The organism is Oceanicella sp. (assembly GCF_056449545.1).
Map to the genome: position 1 here is coordinate 52,512 of NZ_JBWOMN010000070.1, position 18,319 is coordinate 70,830.

The window sequence follows — 18,319 nt, forward strand, 5'->3', positions numbered from 1 at the left end:
GATCGCGCCTGCGACGCTGCGTCACGGGCGACATGCGGGGGTCGGGTTTGGAATTTCGGATCGAGAGGCCGGCGGGGGGTCAGCCCGGCAGCAGCAGCGATGAATCGCCGTAGGAATAGAACCGGTATTTTCGGGCGATGGCGTGGGCGTAGATCGCGCGGATGCGATCGACCCCCATCACCGCGCTCACCAGCATCATCAGGGTCGATCGCGGCAGATGAAAATTGGTCATCAGCCCGTCCGCGACCCGGAAATCGAACCCCGGGGTGATGAAAATGTCGGTTTCGCCGCGCCAGGGCGCGAGGGTCCCGGTCGCGCGCGCCGCGCTTTCCAGCAGGCGCAGCGCCGTGGTGCCCACCGGGATCACCCGCCCGCCGGCCGCGCGCGCCGCCTCGATGGCGGCGACCGCGTCGGCGCCGATCTCGCCCCATTCGGGATGCATCCGGTGATCGGCGATGTTTTCGACCTTCACCGGCAGGAAGGTGCCCGCGCCCACATGCAGGGTCAGCGTCGCAAACCGCACCCCGCGCGCGCCCAGCGCGCCCAGCAGCGCCTCGTCGAAATGCAGCGAGGCCGTGGGCGCCGCCACCGCGCCGGGGCGCGCCGCGAACACCGTCTGGTAATCCTCGGCATCGCGCGCATCCGCCGGACGCCGCGCCGCGATATAGGGCGGCAGCGGCATCACCCCGGCGCGCGCGATGGCCGCGTCAAGCGCCGCCCCGGCGCAATCAAAAGTCAACGACACCTCGCCGCCGGCGCCCTTCTCCGACAGCTCGGCGCCAAGTTCGTTCGAAAAAACGATCCGATCCCCGACCTTTAGCCGTTTGCCCGGGCGCGCCAGCGCGCGCCAGCGCGCAGAGCGCTCACGCGTGAGCAGGGTCGCCTCGATGCGCGCCGCGCCGCCGCCATCGCCGGAATCGCGAATCCGGGTCCCGAACAGCCGCGCCGGAATCACCCGGGTGTCGTTCAATACAAGAATGTCGTCAGGGCGCAGAATCGCCGCCAGATCGCCCACCCGCCGGTCGGCGATCGCGCCGCCCGCGGCCAGCAGCAGACGCGCGGCGCTGCGCGGCGCGGCGGGGCGCAGCGCGATCAACGCCTCGGGCAGATCGAAGTCGAAATCGTCAAGGCGCATGGGCGGGGCCTGCACAGCAGCGGCGCGCGGCGAATCCCGCGCGGATCAGAGGCCGCTCGGTATCCGCGCCGCCGGGCCCTGTAAAGCCCCGTCTTGCGCCCCTAATCGCCGTTCATCCAGCGCCCGTCCGGCTCGAAGGCCTGAAACACGAAGGCGAAGATCACGTCGGCGATCAGCGGATCGCCCGTCGCGGCGTCATAGGCGCGCACGCCGCCCACGTCGCGCCCTTCGTTGATGCGGCGCGCATCCAGCGCCGAGGCCTGCCCGGCGCGCCACACCAGCCGCACCCCCTCCTCTTCGATCTCCCCCGCCGCCGCCAGCCGCGCCAGCGGCCAGGCCCGGTCGCCGATGCGCACCACGCGGGCCACCGGATCGATGCCCGGCGGCGGGTCGCCCCGATACAGGAACGGCGCCCCGCTGTCATAGCCGCCATAGGGGTTCATGCCGTAGGCCCGCGCGTAGCGGGTCGGTTCGGCCATCACCAGCCCGTCGGGAACCCGCGCGCGGAAGGCGTCCCAGCTTTCGGTCCAGCTTGGCAGGGCCTCCAGCTTCGCGCCCAGCATCGCGCCGACAATGGCCTCGCCCTGAAACTGCTGCCACCAGCTTTCGGTCTGGCGGTCATACATGATCATGTCGGAATTGCGCAGCTTGCCGGTGACCCCGAAATCCAGTTCCCGCCCGTCCAGCTTCCCCGCGAACGCCACCGCCGAATTGCACAGCGGACAGAAGGTGACGGTCACCGCCCGCCCGTCGACGCGGTCATTGACGATCTCGTGCCAGATCAGATAGCGGATCGGATAGGCGCGCGGGGTCTGGCCGGGCAGTTCCAGCACCATCACCGGTTCGCGCCCGCCAAGCCCGGTCTCCTTGGCGACCGGGCGCATCTCGGGGCCGTCGATCGCCGGGATTCCGTCCTTGGGCGGCCCGCCCGACAGGATTTCGTCCACCCCCACGGACATGCGCGAAAAATCCGTGTCCGGCCATTCCCGGATCCAGCCGCGCGGCACGTCCTGCGCCCGCGCCGCAGGCGCCGTCGCCATCGCCGCCGCCGCAAGCAGCGCCGCGCAAATCAGCGCCGCAACCGTGGTCATCCGCTGGCCTGTCATCGAAACCATCCTCCATTCGCGCGCCGGCGATGCGTATCGCGCGCGGCGTCAGGGACAGTATCGCGCCGCGGCGCCGGCGGCGTCCAGCCATCCAAACCGTTGCAAAACCTGGGCTTCACGGGGTTTTGACAGCGCCGCGAGCCCCCGGCCCGCGCATGCGAAACGCCCGGCGCATTGCGGCGCCGGGCGTTGCAGGGTCTCAGATCGGGCGGCGCAGCGGCGCCGCCCGGCGGGTCTCAGGGCGCGTCGCCGGACGCGTCGGAATCCGCCGCGACCTTCACCGAGATCATCTTGTCGGGGTTCGCCGGCGGCTCGCCCCTGGCGATGGAATCCACATGCTCCATGCCCGAAAGCACCTGTCCCCAGACCGTGTACTGGCCGTTCAGGAAATGCCCCGGCTCAAGCATGATGAAGAATTGCGAATTGCCCGAATCCGGGTTCTGCGAGCGGGCCATGCCCACCGTTCCGCGTTCGAACGGGATCTTGGAGAACTCCGCCGCCACGTTGGGGCGGTCCGAACTGCCGGTGCCGGTGCCGGTGGGGCAGCCGGTCTGGGCCATGAAGCCGTCGATCACCCGGTGAAAGACGATGCCGTCATAGAAACCCTCGCGGGCCAGCGCCTTGATCTGCTCCACATGCGCGGGCGCCGCGTCGGGCAGCATCTGGATCACCACGTCGCCGTCCTTGAGCTTGATGATGAGGGTGTTTTCGGGGTCCTTGATCTCCACAGCGGAGGCCTCCGTTCGTCGTTTCATGTTTCTTGCGTCGGGTCGGCGCATCGTGAGGCGGGGCGGCTACTCGTCGCCCTCCACATAGACGCGGATCATCCGGGCCGGGTTCGCCGGGGGCTCGCCCCTGGGGATGGCGTCGACATTCGCCATGCCTTCGACCACCCGGCCCCAGATGGTGTATTGGCCGTTCAGATGCGGCGCCGGGGCCAGCATGATGAAGAACTGGCTGTTGGCGGAATTGCGCCCGGGACCGCGCGCCATGCCCACGGCGCCGCGCTCGAACGACGCCAGATTGGTGAATTCGGCCTTCAGGTCGGGCAATTCGCTGTCGCCGGTTCCGGCGCGGCGCAGGTTCTGGCCCTTGCGGGCGTTGCCGTATTTCACGTCGCCGGTCTGGGCCATGAAGCCGCCGATCACCCGGTGAAAGATCACCCCGTCGTAATCGCCGGCGCGGGCCAGCTTCTTGATCCGGGCGACATGCTGCGGCGCGATCGAGGGCAGCAGCTCGATCACCACATTGCCGGTCTCGAGTTCGATGATCAGGGTGTTTTCGGGGTCGTTGGCCTGGGCGCGCGCGGCGATCGGCGCGGCCAGCGCCGCGGCGGTCAGCGCCAGCAGCGCGAATCGAAGACCATGGAATATGCGGTGAGTCATGCGACGGATCCTGGATGCTGTTGGCGAGAGCCCCCGCCCCGCGCGCGAAGGATTTCGCGGCGCGGGGCTGCGGGCGGCGGCGTTTCGGGGGCCGGAGTAGCGCGCCAGAGCCGCGCGGTCAAACCGGGGCGTGTTTCCGGCGCGCCGCCCAGCCCCCCATTCATCCGCTCATTCGGCGATGCGTTCGAGCAGCGCGCGCTGCACGTCGGGGGTGACGAATTTCGACACGTCGCCGGCAAGGCGCGCGATTTCCTTGACCAGCTTGGATGAAATCGCCTGGTGATGGGCGTCGGCCATCAGGAACACGGTTTCCACATGTTCGTTCAGGGCGCGGTTCATGCCCACCATCTGGAATTCGTATTCGAAATCCGACACCGCCCGCAGCCCGCGCACGATCACATGGGCGCCCACATCCATGGCGAAATGGATCAGCAGGTTCTCGAAGGGTTCGACCACGATCTCCATGCCGGTCTCGGCGGCGATGGGGGCGCATTCGGCCTCGATCATCGCCGAGCGCTCCTCCAGCGTGAACAGCGGCCCCTTGTCGCGGTTGATGGCGACGCCGATCACCAGCCTGTCGACGAGACAGGCGGCGCGGCGAATGATGTCGAGATGGCCGAGCGTCACCGGATCGAAGGTTCCGGGATAAAGAGCAGTGCGCATCGGGCGGGTTTCCCTTGATTGTCGCTGCCATGGATCGGCGTCGCGGCTCAGCCCCGACGCACGCGCGCCACGCAACGATATTGCGCGGGCAGGGTCAACCGGAAACCGCGCCGCTTTCGACGGGCGCGGGCCTGAACGCTCCCCGGGGGGTGGCGGGCCGCGAGGGGGGGCGGAATCGCCGGCCGCCGCCCGGTTCAGAACCCCTTGATCATGTCCGCGAGCGCGGCGTTTTCGGATTCGATCTCGCTCATCCGCGCCTTCACCACGTCGCCGATGGAGATGACCCCGGCCAGCGTCCCGTTCTCCATCACCGGCATGTGGCGAAACCGCCCGACGGTCATGCGCTCGAGCAATGATTCGGCGGTGTCCTCGGGGGCGCATGCGGACACTTCCCGGGTCATGATCTCGGAAACCAGCCGATCGAGACAGGGCGCGCCCTCGACCCCGAGAACCCGGATGATGTCGCGTTCGGAGATGACGCCGCTGAGGCTTTTGCCGTCCGGCGACACCATCAGCGCGCCGATCCTGCGCGCCGAGAGCACCCCCGCCGCCTCCGAGAGCGTGATGTCCTCCGCCACCGTCTCCACTTCCGACGAGCCCTTGAGCGTGAGAATTCGCGAAACGATCATGCCGACCTCCGGATTACTGCGTCTGCTGCAACCCCAAGGTGGGCGGGATGATCACGGTTCGTCAAGGGAATGTGATCGCGGCGCGCGCCGCGCGCCGCGCCCCGCGCCGTTCATCGAGACGTGAAAACCCGCCAGGCGCGACGCGGCGCGGTCGGCCGGACCGCCGCGCGGGCCGGCTATTCCGCCGCCATCCGGCCCTTGGCGCTGAGGATGTCGCGCAGGTAGCGCCCGGTGTGGCCGGCCCCGCTGGCGGCGACGATTTCCGGCGGGCCGACGGCGACGATGCGCCCGCCGCCATCGCCGCCCTCGGGGCCGATGTCGATGATCCAGTCGGCGGTCTTGATCACGTCGAGATTGTGTTCGATCACCACCACGGAATTGCCCTGATCCACCAGTTCGTGCAGCACTTCGAGCAGCTTGCGCACATCCTCGAAATGCAGCCCGGTGGTGGGTTCGTCGAGGATGTAGAGCGTGCGCCCGGTGGCGCGCTTGCTGAGTTCCTTGCTGAGCTTCACCCGCTGCGCCTCGCCCCCCGACAGGGTGGTCGCCTGCTGGCCGACCTTGATGTAGCCGAGGCCGACGCGCTTCAGGGTTTCCATCTTGTCGCGGATCGCCGGCACGGCCTTGAAGAAGACCGCCGCATCCTCGACCGTCATGTCAAGAACATCGGCTATGCTTTTGCCCTTGAACATTATTTCAAGCGTCTCTCGATTGTAGCGCTTGCCGTTGCAGGTCTCGCAGGTGACGTAGACATCGGGCAGGAAATGCATCTCGATCTTGATCACCCCGTCGCCCTTGCAGGCCTCGCAGCGCCCGCCCTTGACGTTGAAGGAAAACCGCCCCGGCATGTAGCCGCGGGCTTTTGATTCCGGCATCCCGGCGAACCAGTCGCGGATCGGGGTGAAGGCGCCGGTGTAGGTGGCGGGGTTGGAGCGCGGGGTGCGCCCGATCGGCGACTGGTCGATGTCGATGACCTTGTCGAGATGCTCCAGCCCCTTGATCGTCTCGCAAGGCGCCGGGGTCTGGCGGGCGCCGTTGAGCCGCATGGAGGCGGTCTTGAACAGGGTCTCGATGGTCAGCGACGACTTGCCCCCCCCGGACACGCCGGTGACGCAGGTGAACACCCCGAGCGGGAATTCGGCGGTGACGTTCCGCAGGTTGTTGCCGGTGGCGCCGACCACGGTGACGGCTTTCTTTCGGTTGCGCTTGCGCCGCTTGGCGGGGATCGGAATTTCGCGCGCGCCGGTCAGGTATTGCCCGGTGATCGAGGCCTCGCAGGCGGCGATGTCGGCGGGGGTCCCCTGGGCGATGATCTCGCCGCCATGCACCCCGGCGCCCGGGCCGATGTCGATGACGTGATCGGCGGTGGCGATGGCCTCCTCGTCATGCTCCACCACGATCACCGTGTTGCCCTGATCGCGCAGGTTCTTGAGCGTGGTCAGCAATCGCCCGTTGTCGCGCTGGTGCAGACCGATCGAGGGTTCGTCAAGCACGTAGAGCACCCCGGTGAGCCCCGAACCGATCTGGCTGGCGAGGCGGATGCGCTGGCTCTCGCCCCCCGACAGAGTGCCGGAATTACGGCTCAACGTCAGATAGTCCAGCCCGACATTGACAAGAAAACCAAGGCGTTCGCGGATTTCCTTCAGGATCGCCCTGGCGATCTCGTTGTTCTGCGCGCTGAGATGAGCGGGCGCGTCCTCGACCCAGGCCAGCGCCGCGCGGATCGACTTTCGCACCACCTGGCCCACATGTTCGCCGCCGATCTTCACGGCGAGCGCCTCGGGCTTGAGCCGGAATCCGCCGCAGGTCTGGCAGGGGCGATCGTTCTGGTAGCGCTCGAATTCCTCGCGGACCCAAGCGGAATCGGTCTCGCGATACCGGCGCGCCATGTTGGGCACCACGCCCTCGAATGTGCGGATGAGCTCGTAGACCCGCCCGCCCTCGTCATAGCGGAATTTGATCTCCTCCTCGCCGGAGCCGTGCAGCATGGTGTCGCGCACGTTTTCCGGCAGCTTGTTCCACGGCGTGTGAATATCGAATCCATAGTGCTTGCCAATGGCTTCGATGGTTTGCTTGAAGTAGGGCGAGCGCGATTTCGCCCAGGGCGCCAGCGCGCCCTGCCACAGGCTCAGGCTTTCATCGGGGACCACCAGCCGGTCGTCGAAGAACAGCTCGACCCCGAGCCCGTCGCAGGCCGGGCAGGCCCCGAAGGGGGCGTTGAAGGAAAACAGCCGCGGCTCGATTTCCGGGATGGTGAAACCCGACACCGGGCAGGCGAATTTCTGGGAAAACACCAGCCGCTCCGGGTCGCCGTCCTTTGGCGCGGTCTCGACCACGGCGATGCCGTCGGCCAGCCCCAGCGCGGTCTGGAAACTGTCGGCGAGCCGGGTTTCCAGCCCCGCGCGCACCACGATGCGGTCAACCACCACGTCGATGTCGTGGCGGAATTTCTTGTCGAGCTGCGGCGCGGCGTCGAGTTCATGAAACTCGCCATCGACCTTGACCCGCTGAAACCCCTGCTTCAGCAGCTCGGCGAATTCCTTGCGGTATTCGCCCTTGCGGTCGCGCACGATCGGGGCCAGCAGATAGGCGCGCGTTCCCGGTTCCAGCGCCATCACCCGATCCACCATGTCGCAGACCTGCTGCGCCTCGATCGGCAGCCCGGTGGCCGGCGAATACGGCGTGCCGGCGCGCGCGAACAGCAGGCGCAGGTAGTCGTAGATCTCGGTCACCGTGCCCACGGTGGAGCGCGGGTTTTTCGAGGTGGTCTTCTGTTCGATGGAGATCGCCGGGGACAGGCCGGAAATATGGTCCAGATCCGGCTTTTGCATCATGTCGAGAAACTGGCGCGCATAGGCCGACAGGCTCTCGACATAGCGGCGCTGGCCCTCGGCGTAGATGGTGTCGAACGCCAGCGAGGACTTGCCCGACCCCGACAGCCCGGTGATCACCACCAGCCGGTCGCGGGGGATGTCCACGTCGATCGACTTGAGGTTGTGTTCCCGCGCGCCGCGGATCGAGATGGTCTTGAGATCGGTCATCGGCGGCTCCCGTTCCGGCGGTCCCGTTACATAGCCATCCGTCACGGGAAGTCGAGTCGCGCCAATGTAAACGAAACGAGAACGTTTGCCAACGCGCCGCCATCCCCCGCGACGCGTTGGCGGCGTTTGGCCAAGGCGCTCGGGTCAGGCGCCGGTCAGGCGCCGATCAGGGCGCCGCGTTCCTGGCCGGCGCGGCGGCTTGCGGCGCGGATCAGCCCGGGGCCAGGATCGGACCGTCCACCAGTTCGTCGATGAACAGGCCCAGAAGCTGGGCGCGGTTGCTGACGCCGGCCTTGCCGTAGATGGCGCTGAGCTGGGCCTTCACGGTGCCGTCGCGGGCCCCGCGGGCGGCGGCGATCTCGGCGATGGTCAGCCCCTTGATCGACAGCAGCGCCACGTCGCGCTGCGCCGGGGTCAGGCCCCAGTCGGCGAACCGCGCCTCGATCACCATGTGAAACGCCCCGCGCGCGGCGTCCAGCTGGCGCGCCATGCTGGTGTGGCGGCGCAGGATGCGGCGGATTTCCCGCGCCAGGACGACGATGCCGAACACCAGGCCGAGCACCGCGGCGAGTTCGAACAGGTTGTGCAGCGCGTCGGTCGAGGTTTCGTGGATGATGTCAAAGACCGTGTCGGCGACGAAGAACAGCGCCGCGACGGCCTGCAGGGCGATGATCGCCGCCATGGCCAGCGCCTCGGCGGTCCAGCCCCGGCGCGCGGCCGCGGCGCGCAGCGATTTCACAATGCCCCCGCCGCCGGACCAGGCCCCGATTCCGGCCCCGAACCCGGCCCCGAACCCGGCCCCAGAACTGGCGCCTGTGCGCGGCGCGCCCATGTCGGGGCGCGCGCTTGCCGCCGCAGTCACTTCGGGTCGCTGGGCATGTTCTTCCATCCGGTCACCATCGCGCGCACGAGATTCACGCCGGATCGGGCCTGCTCCACGAACACCCCCGCCACATGCGCGAGAACGCTGATGGTCAGCCAGCCGGTCAGCGCCTCATGCACCTCCTCCACCCATCCGACGCCCCAGAAGGCGTCCATACGCAACATCAACCCGGTCACCGAGATCAGCGCCAGCGTCGCCAGCAGGTTGTATATCATCAATGCGCCGACCGGGTTATGCGACACATGGGGCTTGTCGCGCCGTCCCGCCAGCATGCCGGCGAAATGGTCGCGGGCCGCCGACAGGCTGGGCGGAAACGCCGAGAACCGGGCGTTGCGGCTGCCGATCAGCCCCCAGACCAGCCGCGCGGCGACAAGACCGGCGACGGCGTAGCCCACATACACATGGGCGCGGCTTTCGTCATCGAGAACCACCATGTTGAGAAACACCAGCGTCACCACCGACCAGTGGAACAGCCGCACGAAGACATCCCACGCCCGGACCCTTTCGGATCCGGACGCGGCGACGGATGTCACGGACGCAGTCGCGTCATTCATCTTCCTTCACCTTGGCGACGGCGCCGGTGGCGCGATTCACGTAAAGCTCGAACCGCTTGCCGTCCTTGAGCGCATAGACTTCGATCATGCCGTCCTCGTCATCGATCTTGCGGACCTCGAAGCCCTTTTCGACCAGCGTCGCGCGCACCGAACCCTCGTCGACGCCGAGCATGTCGCCCTTGGCGATGGTGGAGGCGGCGGCGGCCCCGGCGATGGCGATGAGCGCCGCGGCGGCGGTGGCGATGATGGTGGTGCGCATTGATGTTTCCTTTGATCTTGCTGGCCCGGCGGCCGATCCGTCGGGCTGGCCGGAACCTGCGCATTGCAGCGCAGCAACGCCACCGCCCGAGGGTTTAGGCGGGGCCGCATGCCACCTGGGTTTATGCGATGTCGCGGACCGGGAGCGCGCGACGGCGGCGGCGCGTTCACGGCTGGCTCCGGCCCCGCGTGCTAGGCTGCGCGCCTGCCCAGCGGCCCGAGCGGGCGGGCGCGCCGCGCCCCTTGGGCGGCCGCTTTCGTGAATTCCGAATGACGCCGAGGCGAGCCGGGCGCGACAGCTTCGATTTGTCAGGCGCACTCCCCGTTCAACCCTTCATTCAGGAGCAAATGACATGCCCAATCCGTTCGATGTCCCCAAGGCCGAGATCGAGGCGATGATCGCACAGGGCACCACGGTCAGCAAGCTGCTGGCGCGCAACCCGATCAAGGTTCCGTTCCCGATCAATCTGCGGTTGCGCAGCTTTCGCCGGCTTGGCGAGCTGACCTGCCGCAAATGGGTGATCAAGGAAAGCGAGAACCCCTGCATCCTGACCCAGATGCACAATGGCGACGAGCCGCATTCGGTGACCGTGCAGCTGACCGAGGAGGAGATCAACGAACTCGCCGAAAGCCTGTCCGCCAGCATCTCCAGGAGCATCTCCGACGCCACCACCGCCGAGGCCAGCCTCGGGCTGAGCCTGCCGGGGGGGACCTCGCTCGGCGGCAAGATCGCCAACACGCTGACCAGGTCCTCGTCCTTCGGCGCCATCAGCACCGCCTCGATCGCCCGCAAGATCCGCCGACAGTTGCAGGTCAGCGAACCGCTGCGGATCCTGCATGTGAGCATGCGCTGCCGGTTTCTGGCGGTGCCCTACGGGCTGGAGGCGATCACCACCGTGCGCGGCAACCTCAACTTCACCCGCAGCTTCGTGCAGAGTCTGAGCAACCCGCGCGTGATCGAGCTGTCCGACAATGTCGGCGTCGATCTCGGCGATCTGAAGATCGAGGCCAGCATCGACCCCGGACTCGACATCGAGAACCAGACCATCGGCCGCACCCCCTGCGCCTCCTGCGACTGCGAGGAGGATTGGGGGCCGATCGACGACGGCAAGCGGGTGTTCATCCCCAACGACGCCAAGGACGCCCCCACCGATCCGAGCTTCGAGAAGGCCGGGAAGACGGGCCGCCGCCGATCCACCGGGCGCGGCTGACGCTCAGGCGGGCGAGCGGCCAGACCGCAGCCGCGGCGGTCAGGATCGCGCGCCGGGATGCAGGGTCTTGCCGAGGATGTGGCTGTCATGATGCACCACATGGGCGCCCTTGCTGACGATCAGCGGATCGGGGCCGCAGGCGACCTCGGGATCCTTGCCGGGATAGTCCAGCGTCGACAGGAAATGCAGCAGGCAATTCAGCCGCGCGCGCTTCTTGTCGTTGGACTTGATCACCGTCCAGGGCGCGTCGGCGGTGTCGGTGTAGAAGAACATCGCCTCCTTGGCCTCGGTGTAGTCGTCCCATTTTTCCAGGCTGGCCTTGTCCACCGGGCTCAGCTTCCACTGCTTCAGGGGATCGGTCTCGCGCGATTTGAAGCGGCGGCGCTGTTCCTCCTGACTCACCGAGAACCAGTATTTGTAGAGCTGGATGCCCGAACGCACCAGCATGCGTTCGAATTCCGGGGTCTGGCGCATGAATTCAAGGTATTCGTTGGGGGTCGAGAAGCCCATCACCCGCTCCACCCCGGCGCGATTGTACCAGGACCGGTCGAACAGCACCATCTCGCCCGAGGTCGGCAGGTGGCGGACGTAACGCTGGAAATACCACTGGCCGCGTTCCTCGTCGGTGGGCTTTTCAAGCGCCACCACGCGCGCGGCGCGGGGGTTCAGGTGTTCCATGAAACGCTTGATCGTGCCGCCCTTGCCCGCCGCGTCGCGGCCTTCGAACAACAGCACGAATTTCTGCCCGGTGTCCTTGGCCCAGAGCTGCACCTTCAGCAGTTCGGCCTGCAGCGCCGCCTTCTTCTTTTCGTATTCCTGGCGCTTCATCTTGGAACTGTAGGGGTATTCGCCATGCTCGAACGCCCGGCGCATGGCGTTGGCGTCCGGGTGAGGCGCCGGCGCCGTTTCCCTGACGGCCTCGGGCGCGGGGTCGATCGCCGGATCCGCGTCGGCATGGCTGATTTCGAGGTCTTTCTGCATGGGCGATCTCCTTCGTGTCAATCCGGTCCCTGGGCGGGCGATCATCGCAAGGCGCCGCGCGCCGCGCGGCCCGGTCCCGGCCCGCATCCGCGTCAAGCGCCCTTCGCTCGAACCATATGGTGGCGCCGTGAAACCAGTCTGTCCTTGCGCGAAGTCAAGTCGCGGCGGATTTTCGCGCGATTCAACCGACAATCGCCTCTGTCGCCGGGGCGCGGGCTTCGCTAATCTGCGCGGCGTATGGAATCGCGGCACAGGAGCAGCGCATGGCGGGCAGCGTCAACAAAGTCATCCTCATTGGCAATCTGGGCGCGGACCCCGAGACCCGGAGCTTTCCAAGCGGCGGCAAGGTGTGCAGCCTGCGCCTGGCCACGTCCGAGACCTGGCGCGACAAGAACAGCGGCGAGCGGCGCGAGCGCACCGAATGGCATCGCGTGGAAATCTACAACGAACATCTGGTGCGCATCGCCGAACAGTATCTGCGCAAGGGCTCGAAGGTCTATGTCGAGGGCCAGCTTGAAACCCGCAAATGGCAGGACCAGTCCGGCCAGGACCGCTACACCACCGAAGTGGCGCTGCGCCCGTATCGCGGCGAACTGACCATGCTGGACACGCGCGGCGAGGGCGGCGGCGGCGGCGGTGATTTCGGCGGCGGCGGCTACAGCGGCGGCGGCGGCGGTGATTTCGGCGGCGGGCGCTCGCAGGGGTCCGGGTCGCAGGGGGGGCCGCAAGGCGGATCGCAAGGCGGCGGATCGCAGGGCGGATCGCAAGGCGGTGATTTCGGCGGCGGACGCAACGATCTTGACGACGAGATCCCGTTCTGACCGGCGCCCGGCGTCGGCGGGGATAGCCGCACCATGTCGCGAATAGTCGTCATCGGCGCCGGGCAGGCCGGCGCCGCGCTGTGCGCCAGGCTGCGGGCCGAAGGCTTTGACGGCGAGATCGCGCTGATCGGCGCCGAGCCGGAGCCCCCCTATCAGCGCCCGCCCCTGTCCAAGAAATACCTGCTGGGCGAAGCCCCGCGCGAACGGCTCTACCTGCGTCCGGAGGCGTTCTACGCCGAGCAGGGGATCGCGCTGCGCAAGGGCGTCGAGGCCACGGCCATCGACCGCGCCGCGAAAACCGTGGCGCTGAGCGACGGGACCGCCCTGCCCTATGACAGTCTGGCGCTGACCACCGGCGCCCGGCCGCTGCGGCTGCCCGACCGGATCGGCGGCGCGCTGGGGCGGGTCTACGTCATGCGCAGCCTCGCCGACGCCGACGCCATGGCCCCGGAGCTGGTCGAAGGCCGCCGGGCGCTGATCGTCGGCGGCGGCTATATCGGGCTGGAGGCGGCGGCCGTGGCGGCGCGGCGCGGGCTGAAGGTGACGCTGGTCGAGATGGCGCCGCGCATCCTGCAACGGGTGGCCGCGCCCGCCACCGCGGCGTATTTTCGCGCCCTGCACGAAAGCCACGGCGTCGATATCCGCGAGGGCGTCGGGCTGGCCCGCCTGACCGGCGCGGGCGAGGTGCGCGGCGCGCAGCTCACCGACGGCCACGCCCTGGACATCGACTTCGCGCTGGTCGGCATCGGCGTCGCGCCCAACGCGGCGCTGGCCGACGCGGCGGGGCTGGCGCTCGACAACGGCATCGCCGTCGACGGGCGCTGCGCCACCTCGGACCCGGCGATCCATGCGGCCGGGGATTGCGCGTCCTTCGTCTGTCGCGGGCGGCGCATCCGGCTGGAAAGCGTGCAGAACGCCATCGATCAGGCCGAAACCGCCGCCTGCGCCATGCTCGGGCAACCGGTCGATTACCAGCCCCACCCCTGGTTCTGGTCCGATCAATACGACGTGAAGCTGCAGATCGCCGGGCTCAACGCCGGCTGGACCCGCACCGTGTCGCGCCCCGGCCCCCGCCCCGGCAGCCGGTCGGTGTGGTATTTCGCCGATGACGCGCTGCTGGCGGTGGACGCCATGAACGACCCGCGCGCCTACATGACCGGCAAGCGCTGGCTGGAGCGCGGCCATGCCCCCGACCCGGCGCGAATTGGCGATCCCGAGGCCGATCTGAAGGCGCTTTAGGCGCCAAAACGCCTGCATCGGCCCCTCGGACCCCCGGTGAAGATTGCCCCCCCGGCGCGCAGGTCGTATAAGATCGCACGGCTGCGGAACAGCCGTTCAGACAAGACCGATCCCGAGCAGGACACGCCCATTGACCGACGACAGCAACAGCTCTGACGAGCCGTCCGAAATTCCTCCCCAGAAACCGGTCTACGAGGGTCCGAGCATCTCGGTGGAGGACGAGATGAAGCGCAGCTATCTCGATTACGCCATGAGCGTGATCGTCAGCCGCGCCATTCCCGACCTGCGCGACGGGCTGAAACCGGTGCATCGGCGCATCCTCTACGCGATGCATGAGACCAACAACACCCACGACAAGTCCTATCGCAAATCGGCGCGCCCCGTCGGCGACGTGATGGGCAAATACCACCCCCATGGCGACACCGCGATCTACGACGCGCTGGTGCGCATGGCGCAGGATTTTTCCATGCGGCTGCCGCTGCTCGACGGGCAGGGCAATTTCGGCTCCATGGACGGGGACAGCCCGGCGGCCATGCGCTACACCGAGGTGCGCATGGACAGGCCCGCCGGGGCGCTGCTGGCCGATATCGAGAAAGACACCGTCGATTTCCAGGACAATTACGACGGCAAGGACCGCGAGCCGGTGGTGCTGCCGGCGCGCTATCCCAACCTGCTGGTCAATGGCGGCGCCGGCATCGCCGTGGGCATGGCCACCAACATCCCGCCGCATAATCTGGGCGAGGTGATCGACGCGACGCTGGCGCTGATCGACAGGCCCGACATGACCATCCCGGAACTGATGGACTACGTCCCGGCCCCGGATTTCCCCACCGGCGGGCTGATCCTGGGCCGCGCCGGGGCGCGCAAGGCCTATCACGAGGGCCGCGGATCGGTGATCATCCGCTCAAAGACCCGCATCGAGGAGATCCGCAAGGACCGCTTCGCCATCATCGTCGACGAGATCCCCTACCAGGTGAACAAGGCGACGATGATCGAGAAGATCGCCGAACTGGCCCGCGACAAGCGCATCGAGGGCATCGCCCATGTGCAGGACGAATCCGACCGGCTCGGCGTGCGGGTGGTGATCGAACTGAAGCGCGACGCGACCCCGGAAGTGGTGCTCAACCAGCTGTTTCGCTACACGCCGCTGCAGACCTCCTTCCCCTGCAACCTGCTGGCGCTGAACGGCGGGCGGCCCGAACAGCTTGACCTGCAGAAGATCCTGTCGGCTTTCATCGCCTTTCGCGAGGAGGTGGTGGCCCGGCGCTCCGCATTCGAATTGCGCAAGGCGCGCGAGCGGGCGCATGTGCTGTGCGGGCTCGCCGTCGCGGTCGAGAACGTCGATGAGGTCGTGACCCTGATCCGCGCCTCGCCCGACCCGGCGACGGCGCGCGCGCGGCTGATGGACAAGGACTGGCCGGCCGAGAGCATCGCGCCCTATATCCGCCTGATCGACGATCCGAGCCACAAGATGAACGATGACGGCACCTATCGGCTGTCGGAAACCCAGGCGCGCTCGATCCTCGAACTGCGCCTGCAGCGGCTGACGGCGCTGGGCGTGCGCGAGGTGACGGACGAACTCGAACAGCTCGCCGCCAGGATCACCGATTACCTCGACATCCTGCGCTCGCGCGACCGCATCATGACCATCATCCGCAGCGAATTGTCCGAGGTGCGCGAGCAGTTCGCCACGCCGCGGCGTTCGGAGATCGTCGACTATGTCGGCGACATGGATGACGAGGACCTGATCGAGCGCGAGGACATGGTGGTCACCATCACCAATGGCGGCTACATCAAGCGCACGCCGCTGGAGGCCTTCCGCTCGCAGGCGCGCGGCGGCAAGGGCCTGAGCGGCATGAACACCAAGGACGAGGATTTCGTCACCAGGCTGTTCGTCGCCAACACCCACACGCAGCTGCTGTTCTTCACCACCGACGGCATGGTCTACAAGCTCAAGACCTGGCGCCTGCCCCCGGGCGGGCGCAACGCGCGGGGCAAGGCCATCGTCAATCTGCTGCCGATCCCGCCGGGGGTCTCCATCGCCGCGATCATGCCGGTGGACGCGCCCGAGGAGGATTGGGGCGACCTGCAGATCTTCTTCGCCACCTCCGCCGGGGACGTGCGCCGCAATGCGCTGTCGGATTTCACCAATGTGCGCTCCAACGGCAAGATCGCCATGAAGCTGCCCGAAGGCGTGCGGCTGGTGAACGCGCGCATCTGCGACGAAGACGACGACGTGATGCTGCTGACCGCGCTCGGCAAGGCGATCCGGTTCTCGACCACCGCGGTGCGGGTGTTCAAGGGCCGCGATTCCACCGGCGTGCGCGGCATCAGGCTGGCGGAGGGCGACGAACTGGTGGCCATGTCGGTGATCCGTCATTACGAGGCCACCCCCCAGCAGCGCGAGGCCTATCTGAAAATGCGCCGCGCGGTGGCCGGGGCCACCGAGGACGACGCCGATATCGACGAGACCGAGGAGACCGACGAGACCGACGAGACCGCCGGGGACAGGGACGCCGGCGCCGCGGATTTCCAGTTCACCCAGGCCGATTACGCCAACATGTCGGCGGCGGAGGACCTGATCCTCACCATCACCGAGAAAGGCGCCGGCAAGCTGTCATCGTCCCATGACTACCCGTTGCGCGGGCGCGGCGGCCAGGGGGTGATGGCCATGGACAAGGCCATGCGCGGCGGCCGGCTGGTGGCCTCGTTCCGGGTCGAGGCCGACGATCAGGTGATGCTGGCCACCGACGCGGGGCAGTCGATCCGCTGCCCGGTGGCGGGGATCTCGTTCCGCTCGCGCGGGGCGGGGGGCGTCAGGGTGTTCAACACCGGCGCCGGCGAAAAGGTGGTGTCGGTGGCGCGCATCGCCGATCAGGGCCCGGACGAGGCTGCGGGCGACATGGCGGGCGATCCGCCCGATGACCCGGGCGACGCGCCCGGCGGCGAGGGCTGAAAGGCCCCCGCCGCCCCAAATCGCCGCTTTCCTCGCGCCCCCCGGCGCCCTATGTCCGGCCCATGAAAAAACCCATCCATATCGTCGGCGCCGGGCTCGCGGGCAGCGAGGCCGCCTGGCAGATCGCCCGGCAGGGCCTGCCGGTCATCCTGCATGAAATGCGCCCCGAACGCGGCACCGCGGCGCATCAGACCGCCGGGCTGGCGGAACTCGTGTGCTCGAATTCCTTCCGCTCCGACGATGACGAGACCAACGCCGTGGGCCTGCTGCATTGGGAAATGCGCGAGGCCGGCGGGCTGATCATGGAGATGGGCGACGCGCACGCCCTGCCCGCCGGCGGCGCGCTCGCCGTCGATCGCGAGGCGTTCTCGCAAGGCGTCACCGCAAGGCTGCGCGCCCATCCGCTGATCGAGATCGAACGCGGCGAGATCGCCGGCCTGCCCCCCGAGGACTGGGGGTCGGCGATCATCGCCACCGGCCCGCTGACCTCGGACGCGCTGGCCGCGGCGATCCGCGAAAAGACCGGCGATCAGGGGCTGGCGTTTTTCGACGCCATCGCCCCCATCGTCTACGCCGACAGCGTCGACCTGACCAAGGCGTGGTTCCAGTCGCGCTATGACAAGGGCGACACCGAAGACCAGCGCACGGCCTATCTGAACTGCCCCATGGACGAATCGCAGTACAACGCCTTCATCGACGCCCTGCTCGCCGCGGAAAAGACCGAATTCAAGGATTGGGAAAAGGACACGCCGTATTTCGAGGGCTGCCTGCCCATCGAGGTGATGGCCGAACGCGGGCGCGAGACCCTGCGCTTCGGCCCGCTGAAGCCCGTGGGCCTGACCAATCCGCACCAGCCCCAGATCAAGGCGCATGCGGTGGTGCAATTGCGCCGGGACAACGCGCTTGGCACGCTGTTCAACATCGTCGGGTTCCAGACCAAGATGAAGCATGGCGCGCAAGCCGATGTTTTTGCAATGATCCCCGGGCTTGAAAACGCCCGTTTCGCGCGGCTGGGCGGCATCCACCGCAACACCTTTCTGAATTCGCCGCGCCTGCTCGACGACCAGTTGCGCCTGAAGGCCGCGCCGCGCCTGCGCTTCGCCGGCCAGATCACCGGCGTCGAGGGCTATGTGGAAAGCGCCGCCATGGGGCTGCTCGCCGGGCGCTACGCCGCCGCCGAGGCCCGGGGCGCGCCGCTGGCGCCGCCGCCGCGCGAAACCGCCATGGGGGCCCTGATCGCCCATCTCGCCGGCGGCGCCGAGGCGGCCGGATTCCAGCCCATGAACGTCAATTTCGGCCTGTTTCCGCCGCTCGACGCCCCGCGCAAGGGCCGGCGCGGCAAGCGCGAACGCGCCATGGGCTACACCGCGCGCGCCAAGCCGCTGTGGCGCGACTGGCTGGCGGACAGCGCCGGGCCGCGCATTTGACTCACCCCGCGCGAGGGCCGAAAATGGCCG

16 protein-coding genes are annotated in these 18,319 nt (G+C 68.0%); 5 read left to right on the plus strand and 11 right to left on the minus strand.

Features of this window, described 5'->3' with window-relative positions; genetic code table 11:
• Positions 1-79: 79 nt before the first annotated feature.
• The 10 genes from queA to AC1HC7_RS09950 all read right to left on the minus strand — a co-directional run bounded on the left by queA (position 80) and on the right by AC1HC7_RS09950 (position 9,655).
• Positions 80-1,135, minus strand: a complete 1,056-nt coding sequence (queA, locus tag AC1HC7_RS09905) for a tRNA preQ1(34) S-adenosylmethionine ribosyltransferase-isomerase QueA (RefSeq protein ID WP_479497606.1) — start codon at positions 1,133-1,135, stop codon at positions 80-82.
• 101 nt (positions 1,136-1,236) lie between these two features.
• Entirely contained in the window at positions 1,237-2,250 is a 1,014-nt protein-coding gene (locus tag AC1HC7_RS09910; RefSeq protein ID WP_479497607.1) for a DUF3179 domain-containing protein, read from the minus strand.
• 227 nt (positions 2,251-2,477) lie between these two features.
• Positions 2,478-2,996, minus strand: a complete 519-nt coding sequence (locus AC1HC7_RS09915) for a peptidylprolyl isomerase (RefSeq protein ID WP_479497608.1) — start codon at positions 2,994-2,996, stop codon at positions 2,478-2,480.
• A gap of 39 nt (positions 2,997-3,035) precedes the next feature.
• Positions 3,036-3,626: a peptidylprolyl isomerase gene (locus AC1HC7_RS09920; RefSeq protein WP_479497609.1), complete on the minus strand. Its 591-nt coding sequence runs from the start codon at positions 3,624-3,626 to the stop codon at positions 3,036-3,038.
• A gap of 168 nt (positions 3,627-3,794) precedes the next feature.
• A complete protein-coding gene (gene coaD / locus AC1HC7_RS09925; protein ID WP_479497610.1) occupies positions 3,795-4,289 on the minus strand; it encodes a pantetheine-phosphate adenylyltransferase in 495 nt (164 codons plus the stop codon).
• Between the two features lie 194 nt (positions 4,290-4,483).
• Positions 4,484-4,918, minus strand: a complete 435-nt coding sequence (locus AC1HC7_RS09930) for a CBS domain-containing protein (RefSeq protein WP_479497611.1) — start codon at positions 4,916-4,918, stop codon at positions 4,484-4,486.
• Between the two features lie 176 nt (positions 4,919-5,094).
• Positions 5,095-7,959 carry an excinuclease ABC subunit UvrA gene (uvrA, locus tag AC1HC7_RS09935; protein WP_479497612.1) on the minus strand — a complete coding sequence of 955 codons (2,865 nt, stop codon included), beginning with the start codon at positions 7,957-7,959 and terminating at the stop codon, positions 5,095-5,097.
• 211 nt (positions 7,960-8,170) lie between these two features.
• The gene (locus AC1HC7_RS09940; protein WP_479497613.1) at positions 8,171-8,698 is read right to left on the minus strand and encodes a helix-turn-helix transcriptional regulator; all 528 of its coding nucleotides are present in this window, start codon (positions 8,696-8,698) and stop codon (positions 8,171-8,173) included.
• A 119-nt stretch (positions 8,699-8,817) separates the two neighbouring features.
• Positions 8,818-9,321: a cytochrome b/b6 domain-containing protein gene (locus tag AC1HC7_RS09945; RefSeq protein ID WP_479497614.1), complete on the minus strand. Its 504-nt coding sequence runs from the start codon at positions 9,319-9,321 to the stop codon at positions 8,818-8,820.
• A gap of 67 nt (positions 9,322-9,388) precedes the next feature.
• On the minus strand, positions 9,389-9,655 hold the full coding sequence (locus AC1HC7_RS09950; RefSeq protein ID WP_479497615.1) for a PepSY domain-containing protein: 267 nt from the start codon (positions 9,653-9,655) through the stop codon (positions 9,389-9,391).
• Between the two features lie 352 nt (positions 9,656-10,007).
• Between AC1HC7_RS09950 and AC1HC7_RS09955 the strand changes: the two genes are divergently transcribed.
• Positions 10,008-10,865, plus strand: a complete 858-nt coding sequence (locus AC1HC7_RS09955) for a hypothetical protein (RefSeq protein WP_479498980.1) — start codon at positions 10,008-10,010, stop codon at positions 10,863-10,865.
• Positions 10,866-10,904: 39 nt separating this feature from the next.
• Here AC1HC7_RS09955 and ppk2 read toward each other — a convergent pair whose 3' ends face one another.
• The gene (ppk2, locus tag AC1HC7_RS09960) at positions 10,905-11,846 is read right to left on the minus strand and encodes a polyphosphate kinase 2 (protein WP_479497617.1); all 942 of its coding nucleotides are present in this window, start codon (positions 11,844-11,846) and stop codon (positions 10,905-10,907) included.
• A gap of 263 nt (positions 11,847-12,109) precedes the next feature.
• On the opposite strand from ppk2, the gene ssb reads away from it, so the two are divergent.
• The 4 genes from ssb to trmFO all read left to right on the plus strand — a co-directional run bounded on the left by ssb (position 12,110) and on the right by trmFO (position 18,289).
• Positions 12,110-12,667, plus strand: coding sequence for a single-stranded DNA-binding protein (gene ssb, locus AC1HC7_RS09965; protein WP_479497618.1), 558 nt, complete (start codon positions 12,110-12,112; stop codon positions 12,665-12,667).
• Between the two features lie 33 nt (positions 12,668-12,700).
• Entirely contained in the window at positions 12,701-13,906 is a 1,206-nt protein-coding gene (locus AC1HC7_RS09970) for an NAD(P)/FAD-dependent oxidoreductase (RefSeq protein WP_479497619.1), read from the plus strand.
• A gap of 223 nt (positions 13,907-14,129) precedes the next feature.
• On the plus strand, positions 14,130-16,862 hold the full coding sequence (gene gyrA, locus AC1HC7_RS09975; protein WP_479497770.1) for a DNA gyrase subunit A: 2,733 nt from the start codon (positions 14,130-14,132) through the stop codon (positions 16,860-16,862).
• Positions 16,863-16,924: 62 nt separating this feature from the next.
• On the plus strand, positions 16,925-18,289 hold the full coding sequence (trmFO, locus tag AC1HC7_RS09980) for a methylenetetrahydrofolate--tRNA-(uracil(54)-C(5))-methyltransferase (FADH(2)-oxidizing) TrmFO (RefSeq protein ID WP_479497620.1): 1,365 nt from the start codon (positions 16,925-16,927) through the stop codon (positions 18,287-18,289).
• Positions 18,290-18,319: the final 30 nt, after the last annotated feature.